12 protein-coding genes and 1 pseudogene are annotated in these 11167 nt (G+C 71.9%); 9 read left to right on the top strand and 4 right to left on the bottom strand.

The genetic code is table 11. The annotated features are described in order from the left end of the window. Positions 1-283: 283 nt before the first annotated feature. The 6 genes from glp to VLJ82_RS10125 all read left to right on the top strand — a co-directional run bounded on the left by glp (position 284) and on the right by VLJ82_RS10125 (position 5318). Complete coding sequence (gene glp, locus VLJ82_RS10150) at positions 284-1528, top strand: gephyrin-like molybdotransferase Glp (protein WP_408663222.1); 1245 nt, start codon at positions 284-286, stop codon at positions 1526-1528. 114 nt (positions 1529-1642) lie between these two features. Continuing rightward, positions 1643-2050 (top strand): TOBE domain-containing protein, encoded by a 408-nt coding sequence (locus VLJ82_RS10145; protein ID WP_408663221.1) that lies wholly within the window; start codon positions 1643-1645, stop codon positions 2048-2050. Positions 2051-2061: 11 nt separating this feature from the next. Further along, complete coding sequence (gene modA / locus VLJ82_RS10140; RefSeq protein ID WP_408663220.1) at positions 2062-2850, top strand: molybdate ABC transporter substrate-binding protein; 789 nt, start codon at positions 2062-2064, stop codon at positions 2848-2850. Continuing rightward, positions 2847-3713 carry an ABC transporter permease gene (locus tag VLJ82_RS10135; protein ID WP_408663219.1) on the top strand — a complete coding sequence of 289 codons (867 nt, stop codon included), beginning with the start codon at positions 2847-2849 and terminating at the stop codon, positions 3711-3713. The genes modA and VLJ82_RS10135 overlap by 4 nt, the downstream gene beginning before the upstream one ends. Next, on the top strand, positions 3710-4849 hold the full coding sequence (locus VLJ82_RS10130; protein WP_408663218.1) for an ABC transporter ATP-binding protein: 1140 nt from the start codon (positions 3710-3712) through the stop codon (positions 4847-4849). The genes VLJ82_RS10135 and VLJ82_RS10130 overlap by 4 nt, the downstream gene beginning before the upstream one ends. A 22-nt stretch (positions 4850-4871) precedes the next feature. Continuing rightward, positions 4872-5318 (top strand): TIGR03668 family PPOX class F420-dependent oxidoreductase, encoded by a 447-nt coding sequence (locus VLJ82_RS10125; protein WP_408663217.1) that lies wholly within the window; start codon positions 4872-4874, stop codon positions 5316-5318. A 58-nt stretch (positions 5319-5376) separates the two neighbouring features. Here the strand turns inward: VLJ82_RS10125 and VLJ82_RS10120 are convergent, their stop codons facing one another. From VLJ82_RS10120 to VLJ82_RS10110, 3 genes are all read right to left on the bottom strand, one after another. Then, positions 5377-6786, bottom strand: a complete 1410-nt coding sequence (locus tag VLJ82_RS10120) for an NADP-dependent succinic semialdehyde dehydrogenase (RefSeq protein WP_408663216.1) — start codon at positions 6784-6786, stop codon at positions 5377-5379. Positions 6787-6904: 118 nt separating this feature from the next. Next, entirely contained in the window at positions 6905-7648 is a 744-nt protein-coding gene (locus VLJ82_RS10115; protein ID WP_408663215.1) for an SRPBCC domain-containing protein, read from the bottom strand. After that, on the bottom strand, positions 7645-8013 hold the full coding sequence (locus tag VLJ82_RS10110; protein WP_408663214.1) for an ArsR/SmtB family transcription factor: 369 nt from the start codon (positions 8011-8013) through the stop codon (positions 7645-7647). The genes VLJ82_RS10115 and VLJ82_RS10110 overlap by 4 nt, the downstream gene beginning before the upstream one ends. 164 nt (positions 8014-8177) lie before the next feature. Here VLJ82_RS10110 and VLJ82_RS10105 point away from each other — a divergent pair. The 3 genes and pseudogenes from VLJ82_RS10105 to VLJ82_RS10095 form a co-directional block, all read left to right on the top strand. Next, positions 8178-8330 (top strand): annotated as a pseudogene (locus tag VLJ82_RS10105) (type IV toxin-antitoxin system AbiEi family antitoxin domain-containing protein); the annotation flags it as partial. A 6-nt stretch (positions 8331-8336) separates the two neighbouring features. After that, positions 8337-9035: a type IV toxin-antitoxin system AbiEi family antitoxin domain-containing protein gene (locus tag VLJ82_RS10100; protein ID WP_408663226.1), complete on the top strand. Its 699-nt coding sequence runs from the start codon at positions 8337-8339 to the stop codon at positions 9033-9035. Beyond that, positions 9028-9957: a nucleotidyl transferase AbiEii/AbiGii toxin family protein gene (locus VLJ82_RS10095; protein ID WP_408663213.1), complete on the top strand. Its 930-nt coding sequence runs from the start codon at positions 9028-9030 to the stop codon at positions 9955-9957. The genes VLJ82_RS10100 and VLJ82_RS10095 overlap by 8 nt, the downstream gene beginning before the upstream one ends. Before the next feature lie 21 nt (positions 9958-9978). Here VLJ82_RS10095 and VLJ82_RS10090 read toward each other — a convergent pair whose 3' ends face one another. Next, positions 9979-11106 (bottom strand): CapA family protein, encoded by a 1128-nt coding sequence (locus VLJ82_RS10090; protein ID WP_408663212.1) that lies wholly within the window; start codon positions 11104-11106, stop codon positions 9979-9981. Between the last annotated feature and the right edge of the window lie 61 nt (positions 11107-11167).

Genomic DNA, 11167 nt, shown 5'->3' with positions numbered 1-11167 from the left:
GAGCGAGCCGACCAGCCAGAGCCCGGCGGCCAGCGTGCCGATCGCCAGCCCGCGGTGCAGCCAGAGTGCCGTTCGAGGCACTCGCGCTCCGCCGGAGCCCACGGCGCAGCCCGGTGTCAGGGACACCGGAAGCTGCTCGACCGCGGCTGCCATGACGCTCCAACCGGCATAGGCAATGGTTACTCATCGTGTTCAACGAGCGGTGGACGGTCCGGTGACGCGCACTGTCGGGTGCTGACCTGTGCCCGGCGGCAGCCAGCACTCGAGGTCGTAGGGTGAGCCGGTGATCGACTTGGCCGGGGCTCGCCGGTTGCTGCTGGCCGCCTGCCCGCCCTTGGAGCCGGTGCAGCTCGACTCGGCCGAGGCCGACGGCTGTGTGCTGGCCGCCGACGTGGTCGCGCCGGGCAACGTGCCGCCTTTCGACAACAGCAGCGTGGACGGCTACGCGGTGCGCGCCACCGACCTGGCCGGCGCCACCGAGGACGCTCCGGTGCAGCTGGACGTGCTCGGTTCGGTGCTGGCCGGTTCGGTGGCCGACCGTCCGGTGCGCCCGGGGCAGGCCTGGAAGGTGATGACCGGCGCACCGGTGCCCGAGGGCACTGATGCGGTGGTGATGGTGGAGCGGACCTCGGCCACCCGCACCGAACAACTCGGCGCGGCCGGCGACCGGGTCGAGGTGCGTGCCGAGGTCGCGGTGGGCGCGGGCATCCGGCGGACCGGCAGCGACGTGCGGGCCGGTGAGCTGGTGCTGCCCGCCGGTACGGTGCTGCGTCCGGCGCACCTCGGTGTGCTGGCCAGCGTCGGCGCCCGAAGAGTCACCGGCTACCGGCGGTTGCGGGTGGGCGTCCTGGTCACCGGCGACGAGCTGGTGACCGATGGCGAACTGCGTCCGGGCCAGATCTACGAGTCCAACCGGGCGATGCTGCTGGCCCTGCTGGCCCGGGCCAACTGCCGTCCGGTGGACCTCGGGGTGGCCGGCGACGACGTGGCCGCCCTGCGGCAGCGGCTCAGCTCGGCCGTGCGGGACTGCGATGCCGTGCTGACCTGCGGCGGCGTGTCGATGGGTGATTCCGACCCGGTCCGGGCCGCGTTGGAGGAGTTCGGCGGCCTGACCTGGCTGCAGGTGGCGATCCGGCCGGCCAAGCCGTTCGCGTTCGGGACGCTGCCCGGGCCGGCCGGTCCGGTGCCGATACTGGGACTGCCCGGCAACCCGGTGTCGGCCCTGGTCAGCTTCGAACTGCTGGCCCGGCCGGCGCTGCGGCACCGGATGGGCCATCCCGACCCGTACCCGGCCACGGTGCTGGCCATCGCCGACGCCCCGCTGTCGCGTCCGCACGGCGACGGGCGCACCGCCTACCTGCGGGTCGGCTGCGGATTCGGCCCGGACGGGCGGTTGCACGTCCGTCCGGTGGCCGGCCAGGACTCGCACCAGCTGTCCGCCTCGGCGTCCGCCGGCGGCCTGGCCGAGGTGGCGGACGGCCGGCAGGTAGCGGCAGGGGACGAGGTCCCGGTGCTGCTGCTCAGCTGAACAGCAACACTTTTCGGTTGTGCTGCCGCCGCAACGCTCCCCTTGGCAATTTATTTGGCAGCATCTGCGGTGGTTGACTCCAGAAACCACCGCAGTTGCGGTTAGAGTGCTGCCATGGCCACGTTCCGGGTACGGGAAGCCGCCGCGCTGCTCGGCGTCAGCGACGACACCGTCCGCCGCTGGGCGGAGGCCGGCCGGTTGCCGACCGTCACCGAGGGCGGCCGGCTGGCGATCGACGGCGCCGCGCTGGCCGCGTTCGCCACCGAACTGGCCGCGACCGCCGAACGGTCGGCGATCCGGCCGATGGCCAGCGAGTCCGCGCGTAACCGGCTCGTCGGCCTGGTCACCCGGGTGGTGCGCGACACCGTGATGGCCCAGGTCGAGCTGCAGGCCGGTCCGTTCCGGATCGTGTCGTTGATGAGCCGCGAGGCCGCCGACGAGCTGGGCCTGGAGCCCGGCACCCTGGCGGTCGCCTCGGTGAAGGCCACCAACGTCGTCGTCGAAGTCCCCGCCGAGAGCTGAGGGAGCAGGGCATGCACCGCAGGACCCTGACCGTGCTGACCGTGCTGGCGCTGACCGCCGCGGGCTGCGGCTCGGACGCCACGTCCGACTCCGCCGCACCCGTCGAGGGAGGGTGGACCGACTACATCGCCGGCCCCGTGACGGTGTTCGCCGCGGCCTCGCTGACCGAGTCGTTCACCACCCTGGCCGCGAAGTTCGAGGCCGTCCATCCGGGCATTCGCGTCAAGCTCAACTTCGGCGCCAGCTCCGCCCTCGCGCTGCAGATCACCCAGGGCGCGCCGGCCGACGTGTTCGCCTCAGCCTCGGCCAAGAACATGACCCAGGTGATCGACGCCAAGGCGGCGTCGGGCTCGCAGACCTTCGCCCGCAACATCCTGGAGATCGCGGTGCCGCCGGCCAACCCGGCCGGCGTGACCGGGGTGGCGGACCTGGCCAGGTCCGGGGTGAAGGTGGCGCTGTGCCAGAGCCAGGTGCCGTGCGGCGCGACCGCCCAGCAGGTGTTCGCCAAGGCCGGGCTCACCGTCAAGCCGGTCACCCTGGAACCGGACGTCAAGGCGGCGCTGACCAAGGTCGAGACGAACGAGGTGGACGCCGCCGTGGTGTACGTAACCGACGTCCGGGCTGCCGGGGCCAAGGTCAAGGGCATTCCCATCCCGGACGCGCAGAACGCCTCGACGGACTACCCGATCGCGAGGCTGGCCGAGGCCGGCAACCCCGACGGTGCGTACGCGTTCGTCGACTACGTGCTGTCGGCCGCCGGCCGGGACGTGCTGGCGGCTGCGGGCTTCGCCGCCCCGTGAGACCGGACGCGGGTCCTCCCGGCCGGGCTGGAACCGAGCAGCGAGACTCGGCCGGGCGCCGGGACGCGCCGGCCGGCCGCGGCGTCCCGCCGGCACTGGCGGTGCCCGCCGCCCTCGGATTCTGCTTCCTGCTCGTTCCGCTGCTGGCGTTGCTGGTCCGCGCGCCGTGGCACGGGCTGCCCGGCCTGCTGACCGACCCGGTGGCGTTGACCGCGTTGCGGCTGTCGCTGGTGTGCGCCACCGCCGCCACCGCCGTCTCGCTGGTGTTGGGCGTGCCGCTGGCCTGGGTGCTGGCCCGGGCCCGATTCCCGGGGCTGGCGGTGCTGCGGGCGCTGGTCACCGTGCCGCTGGTGCTGCCGCCGGTGGTGGGCGGCCTGGCGCTGCTGCTGGCCTTCGGACGCAACGGCATCCTCGGCCGCTACCTCGACGCCTGGTTCGGCGTCACCCTGCCGTTCAGTACGGCCGGCGTGGTGGTGGCCGAGACCTTCGTGGCGATGCCGTTCCTGGTGGTGGCCGTCGAGGGCGCGCTGCGCTCGGCCGACCGGGATCTGGAGGAGGCGGCTGCGACCCTGGGTGCCCGCCGGCTGGCCGTGTTCGTCCGGGTCACGCTGCCGCTGGTGGCGCCGTCGGTGCTGGCCGGGGCGGTGCTGTGCTGGGCCCGGGCGCTGGGGGAGTTCGGCGCCACCATCACCTTCGCCGGCAACAACCCGGGCACCACCCAGACCATGCCGCTGACCATCTACGACCAGCTGCAGACCGATCCGGAGCCGGCCATCGCGCTGAGCCTGGTGCTGCTGCTGGCCGCCGCTGCGGTGCTGGGGCTGTTGCGCGACCGCTGGCTGCGTCCCGGCGGGGTGACATGACCGACCCGGCGGGCCTGTCGGTGGCCGGCGAGGTCGAGCGGGGCGGCTTCCGGCTGGCGCTGGAGTTCGCGGTGGCGCCCGGCGAGGTGCTCGGCGTGCTGGGGCCGAACGGGGCCGGCAAGACCACCCTGCTGCGCACCCTGGCCGGCTTGAACGCGCTGCGGCGCGGCCGGATCTCCCTTGCCGGCGCGGTGCTGGACGACCCCGGCCGGCAGCTGTTCGTGCCGGCCGAGCACCGGCCAGTCGGGCTGGTGTTCCAGAACTACCGGCTGTTCCCACATCTGTCGGTGCGCGACAACGTGGCGTTCTCCGCCCGGGCGCGAGGGGCCGGCCGGCACGGCGCCCGCCGGCACGCCGACATCTGGCTGGACCGGCTGGGGCTGGCGGAGCTGGCCGGCCGCAAGCCCGCCCAGCTGTCCGGCGGGCAGGCCCAGCGGGTGGCACTGGCCCGGACGCTGGCCGCCGAGCCCGGGCTGCTGCTGCTCGACGAGCCGCTGGCCGCCCTGGACGCCCGTACCCGGCTCGAGGTTCGCGCCGAGCTGCGCCGGCACCTGGGCGCGTTCGGCGGCCCGAGCCTGGTGGTCACCCACGACCCGCTGGAGGCGATGGTGCTCACCGACCGGCTGCTGGTGATCGAGGACGGCCGGGTGGTGCAGCAGGGCGCCCCGGCGGAGGTGGCCCGCCGGCCGGCCAGCCAGTACGTCGCCCGGCTGGTGGGGCTGAACCTCTATCCCGGCACGCTCGGCCCGGACGGGGCGGTGGCGCTGGACCAGGCAGCCGGCGGTGGAGTGCTGCACGCGGCCGGCGGAGCTGCGGGTGCCGGGGGAGCGGCCGAGGCCGGGGGAGCGGCCGGTGCCGGGGGAGCGGCCGGCCGGGTGCTGCTGGCGTTGCGGCCGAGCGCGATCGCGCTGCACACCGAACGGCCCCGCGCGGCCAGCCCGCGCAACGTCTGGCCGGGTACCGTCACCGGCGTCGAGCTGCTCACCGACCGGGTCCGGGTCCAGGTCGCCGGCAGCCCGCCGGCCCTCGTCGACGTCACGCCGGACGCGGTGGCCGAGCTGGACCTGGCCGCGGGGTCCGCGGTGTGGCTGAGCGCCAAGGCCACCGAGATCGAGTGCTATCCCGACCCGCGGTGAGCGCGTATGGGGGGAGCCTGCGATGCCGAGCCTGAGTCTGGAGGCGATGCGCCGGCTGGTGGTCGAGGCCCGGGTGGCCCGGCTGGCCACCGTGGACGCCGCCGGCCGGCCGCACCTGGTGCCGGTCTGCTTCGTCCTGGAGACGGGTGCTGCCGACCGGGTGCACATCGCGGTCGACTCCAAGCCCAAGCGCGGCACCGAGCTGCGCCGTACCGCCAACCTGCGCGCCACCGGCCGGGCCTGCCTGCTCGTCGACTGCTACGACGAGGACTGGTCGCGGCTGTGGTGGGTCCGCCTGGACGGTACCGGCGGGCCGCTGGACGACACTGATGACGCTGCCGAGGTGGCCGAGGCCCTGGACGCGCTGGCCGCGAAGTACCCGCAGTACCGGGCCGACCGGCCGGCCGGACCGGTGTTGCGGATCGAGGTGGCGGCCTACCGGGGCTGGAGCGCCACCCCGCTGGGCTGACTCGTCCGGGCCAGCCACTCGGCCGTGCGCCACCCGCTGGGCCGACTCCCGTCCGGAGCTACTCGGCGTGCGCGCCGGCCCGGGTGGGCTCGGTGTCGCCGATCCAGACCGACTTGACGTTGCAGAACTCCCGGATGCCCTCGGCCGACAGTTCCCGGCCGTAGCCGGAGGCCTTGATGCCGCCGAACGGCAGTTCCGGGTAGGAGGTGGTCATGCCGTTGATGAACACCGCGCCGGCCTCCAGGTCGCGGGAGAAGGCCTGCTGCTCGTGCGGGTCGGTGGTCCAGGCGTTGGAGCCCAGTCCGAACTTGGTGCTGTTGGCCAGCTCGATCGCCTCGTCGTAGGACTGCACCCGGTAGAGCCCCGCCACCGGCCCGAAGACCTCCTCGGCATACATCTGCATGTCGGTGGTCAGCTCGGCGACCACGGTCGGCGGGTACCACCAGCCGGCCTGGTCGATCCGCTCGCCGCCGCAGAGCACCTTGGCGCCCTTGTCCACGGCGTCGCGCACCTGCTCGGCGACGTCGTCGCGGCCCTGCTCGGTGGCCAGCGGGCCGATGTCGGTGTTCTCCTCCATCGGGTCGCCGACCACCAGGGCGGTCATGTTCTCCACGAAGGCGGCGGCGAAGGCGTCGTAGACGTCGGCGTGCACGATGAAGCGCTTGGCCGCGATGCAGGACTGCCCGTTGTTCTGGCAGCGGGCGGTGGTGGCCACCTTGGCCGCCTTGGCGATGTCGGCCGAGGGCATCACCACGAACGGGTCGCTGCCGCCGAGCTCCAGCACGGTCTTCTTCAGGTTCCGCCCGGCGGCCTCGGCCACCGACCGGCCCGCTCCCTCGCTGCCGGTCAGGGTGGCCGCGGCCACCCGGTCGTCGGCCAGGATCGCCTCGACCTGGCTCGACCCGATCAGCAGGGTCTGGAAGGAGCCGTCCGGGAAGCCGGCTCGGCTGAACAGGTCCTGCATGAACAGCGCGGTCTGCGGGACGTTGGAGGCGTGCTTGAGCAGCCCGACGTTGCCGGCCATCAGCGCCGGGGCGGCGAAGCGCATCGCCTGCCACAGCGGGAAGTTCCACGGCATGATCGCCAGCACCGGGCCGAGCGGCTGGTAGCGGACGTAGGCCTGGGTGGCGTTCACCTTGCCCGCCTCGGCCGGCGCGTCGGCGAGGAAGGCCTCGGCGTGCTCGGCGTAGAACCGGCAGGCCTTGGCACACTTGGCCACCTCGGCCTTGGCCGATGCCAGCGTCTTGCCCATCTCGGTGGTCATCAGGGTCGCGACCTGGTCCTGCTCGGCGTCCAGGATGTCGGCGGCGGCGCGCATCCAGCCGGCCCGGTCGGCGAAGCTGGTGCGGCGCAGCGTCTTGAAGCCCTGGGCGGCCGCTTCCAGCCGGGTGTCGATCTCGGCGTCGGTCAACGGTTCGAAGGTGGTCAGCACCTCGCCGGTGGCGGGGTTGGTGGTCGCGATGGCCATCTGCGCACTCCCTGCATCGAGATCGGTGGCGGGGCCGGGTTGCCGACCCGCCGCTCACGCCCAGGCTAGCGCTGGCCGGCGACCGGCGAGTTGCCGGTGAGGGGATGGCGCGGACGGGCTAGCTCCCGCTGTACTGCACCGTCCACGGCACCACCTGCACGCTCAGCAGGCCGCGCGCCACGCTCAGGTCGTCCTCGGTGGCCAGCCGCTGGACGTCGAGGTCTCCCGAGGCCCGCAGCACGGTCATGCCGGAGCCCGGCTGGCCGGGGAGGGGTCCGGCCGCCACCAGCATGCCGGCGCCGGCCAGCCGGCGCAGGAACGCCACGTGCTCGCCGAAGTCGGGGTGCTCGTACACCGACCCGCCGTCGGCCACCGCCGGGCCGGGCTGGTGCAGCAGGGCGTACCAGTCGGGGTCCGGCGCCGAGTCGCCCGGCGCCCGCTCGTACCACCGGCCGAACCTGGCGAGCACCACCGGCCAGCCCTGGTCGTACTCGGTGCGCGCGCCGTCCGGGTCGGCGAGCCGGTGCCAGCCGCGGTGCTCCAGCCGGACCGCGGTGGAGCCGTCCAGCTCGACGAACCGCACGGTCAGCTCGGTGGCCCGGCTGGCGTCCTGGCCGGGATGCCAGCTCAGCTCGATGCTGTTCGGCGGGTCGGCGCGGACCACCTCGGCCCACACCGAGCGCCGGACGCCGGATCGTTCCACCAGCTCGTCGCCCTCGAACGCGACGGTGCCGCCGGAGCCGAAGACGCTGTGGTCGGCCAGCGGCCACCACGACCCGACATGTGCGGTGAACAGCGCGTACGCGGTGGCCGGCGGTGCGTCGACCACCACCTCTCGGCGGACGGGTGCCGGCTCGGTCATGGCCTTTCCTCCCTGGACTGCGGGGGTTGGTCGTGCTGGTCGTGTTCGGTGCGGGCGTAGTCCTCGATGTAGCCGGCGAAGGCGGCCAGCGCGGTGTCCCACAGCCCGACCAGCCACTGCTGGACGTCCGCCAGGCCGTCCGGGGCCAGGGCGTAGAGGTTGCGGGTGCCCTGGCTGCGGTGCTCGACCAGCCCGGCGCCCTCCAGCACCCGCAGGTGCTTGCTGACCGCCGGACGGCCGATCGGCAGCTGGGCGGCCAGCTCGCCGACCGGTCGCGGGCCGGTGTGCAACAGCTCCAGCAGCCGGCGCCGCATCGGGTCGCCGAGCGCATCGAAGGCGGACTCAGCCGCTGATTGGTTACTCATGAGCAACGGTTACTCTAGAGCAACCAAAGCCGCAGCGCTAGTCTTCCCCGTTGCCAGGATATGTGCTGCGATAGTTACAGTCGGATGCAACTATCGAAGGAGCTAAATCTTTGGCTAGCTTCGTACGAGCTGCAATAGTTGCAGCTAGGTGATACTATTGCAGTATGAGCCGAGGAGAGCTTGAACGAGTGGTCGCCTCGCTGGCTGAGGGCCAGTGGGGCCTGTTCACAGCTGCCCAAGCTCGCGGAGCGGGTGTATCCCGAGTCCAACTAACCCGGCTTGTCCAGGATGGAATGCTGACCCGGCTAGCCCATGGTGTCTACGTGCTGCGCGGCGCGGCGGGCGTGGAGCATCTGGAACTCCGCGCGGCATGGCTCGGCCTGGAGCCCGAACAGATGGCCGCGGACCGCCTGATCCGCCGCCATCAGGGAGCCGTGGTCTCACATGCGTCGGCAGCACGGCTCCACCAACTCGGTGATCTGGAAGCCGACCGGCACGAGTTCACCTTTCCAACGCGCAAGCAGACCCGTCGCACAGACGTGCGGCTGCATCGTGGCGTCCTGACCCCAGCCGAGGTTGTCACCGTCGCTGGACTTCCCACGACCACGCCTGAACGAATCGTCGTCGACCTGCTCGATGACCGTCACGACGGCGAGCACATCGCGCGGGTGCTTGCCTCGGCGGTGCGATCACGATCAATCGATCTCGATCGACTAGCTCCCCGTTTAGCTCGCTTTGCAGCCCGGTTTGATTTCGCAGCGGGCGAAGGAGAAAGGGTGCTTGATCACCTGCTTGAAGTGGGTGGAGCCTTGGACCAAGTGGTAGCTGACAACCTCGTCAATATCGCCCGGGCTCAAAATCTGACCGTGGTGGAGGCGATGGCACGGGCGGCTCAGGGGGTACGTGTCGATCCTGCGGTGATGGAGGCGATGGCACGGGCGGCTTGGGGTGCACCGGAGACGGGTATCCGTGGGCCTGCAAGTCGACGTGCCCTGAAGGCGCTCGAGGGCGGCAGTGACTGAAGCTGCCTTCGAGATCACCGGTTATCGAACCGGTGAGGCGCTATGGGACGCCGTCGGTCAGCGCATCAGGAAGCTGGTGCGGGCTGATCCGCAGCTCTCGACCGCGAACCTGCAACGGCAATTCGTTTACGACCGCTTCCTGGCGCGAGTCTTTTCAGTCAGTGGTGAGCGTTGGGTTCTCAAGGGTGGTAACGCCCTGCTTGTTCGGTTGCGTTCAGCGAGGCACAGTCAGGATCTCGATCTCTTCCGACGATCCGGTCCGGTCGAATCGGCTGCAGTCGAACTGATGGAAGCCGCTGCGGTGGACCTTGCCGATCACTTCCGGTTCGAGGTTCGCCTGACGGAGTTGCGATCTGAGCGGCCCGGTCAACCCGGGACGTCATTGGCGCTCCTGCACGTTACTGCTTTCGTCGGAGTGAAAGAGGTTGCCCAGTTCACCGTCGACGTCGTCGTCGGCAGCATCGTCACGAGTGCTGCTCAACGTGTAGTCCCAGTTCCGGTGGTCGAGGTCGGCGGCCTGACAAGTCCGGCCTACCTGCTGTACCCGATCGCGGACCACGTCGCCGACAAAGTATGCGCGACCTTCGAACCGCATCTAGGTGGTAAGCCGTCCTCCAGGGTTCGGGATCTGGTGGATCTCGTCGTCATCGCGCGGACGCAGTCGGTGCTGGCAGCCGAGCTACGCACCGCCATCGAGGCGGAGCGCCTGAATCGAGGGCTGCCGCCGATCCAGGCCTACGCGACGCCGGCAGGCTGGCGAACCACGTATGCCCGGCTGGCTCGGCAGGTCGCCGAATGTTCCGGGCACCGGACGTACGAGCAGGCGGTCGCGCTGGTCCGGGCCTTCCTCGACCCGGTGCTACAGGAAACCGTTCCCACCGGTCGATGGGATGCCCGCAGCCAGGCGTGGCTTCCCGACTAACGCAGCGAGAGCATGTCCTGACTAGCCCGGCGGGGTGGCCAGCAGGCCGGCGCACTGGCGCGCCTGGTCCCACTGGCCCAGGATCCGCTGGGCGACCGCCCCAGTAACCGGTACCGCGATGCCGCGCTCGTCCAGCCGGGCCGGAGCGAACGCCGCGCTCACCACCCGCCCGCGGGTGAAGGTCAGGGTCAGCACCCCGTTGTCGTCCTGGGTGTTGCCGAACGAGCGCCACCACAGGTAGTTGCCCAGGCCGTAGGCGACGTAGCTGCCGTCCGGCCGCCAGCCGGCGCCCTGCAGCACGTGCGCGTGCGAGCCGACCACTGCAGTGGCACCGGCGGCCACCAGCCGGTCGGCCAGCGCGCGCTGGTCAGAGTTGGGGCAGCTCTGGTACTCGGTGCCCCAGTGCAGGTAGACCACCACCACATCGGCCCGTGTCCGGGCGGCCCACACCGCAGCGGTCAGCCGGTCGGAGTAGGCGTTGGCGATCCCCGGCGCGGAGTCCGTCGCCGTGAAGTGCGCCAGCGTCTCCTCCCGCACCTGGCTGGCCGCGACGATCGCCAGCCGCACGCCGTTGACCTGCGTGTAGTACGGCGCATAGGCCGCTTTGGCATCAGAACCGATGCCGACCACCGGAAAGCCGGTGTCGCGGATCGCCGCCAGGGTCTGGGCGAGCCCCGCCGAGCCGTAGTCGGCGGCGTGGTTGTTGGCCATCGTGACCACGTCCACGCCGGCCGCCCGCAGCGCCGCGAACGCCGACGGCGGTGCTTGGAACGTGAAGGACTTGGCCTCCGGACGGCCGCCCACCGCGATCGCCGTCTCCAGGTTGACCATGGTCAGGTCGGGCGCGGACAGCACCGCCGCGGCCGGCCCGAACGCGGTGGCCGGGTCGGCCAGCAGGGCCGCGGTCCGCTCGGCAAAGTGCACGTCGCCGGCGAAGCCGAGCCGGACGGTGCCCGGGGTGGCCGGTCGGCTGGAGGCCGGAACCGATCCGCTCGGCCGGCCTCCAGCCGACGAGGCGGCCGGGACGGACGAGGAGACCCGGGAACCGGACGGAGCCGGCGGAACGGATGCTGGGGTGCACCCGGCCAGCAGCAGCCCGACCGCCCCGACAGTCACCAGGGCGATATCGACTCGGGGCTTCCTGGGCACCGCACTAGCATGCACTCTACGTCCGTAGTCGACGGACGCATCAGCTGAAGAAGCCTCGCGA

The sequence above is a fragment of the Jatrophihabitans sp. genome (genome assembly GCF_035474675.1).
Taxonomy (GTDB): domain Bacteria; phylum Actinomycetota; class Actinomycetes; order Mycobacteriales; family Jatrophihabitantaceae; genus Jatrophihabitans_A.
This window is presented reverse-complemented; position numbering and strand designations above follow the sequence as displayed.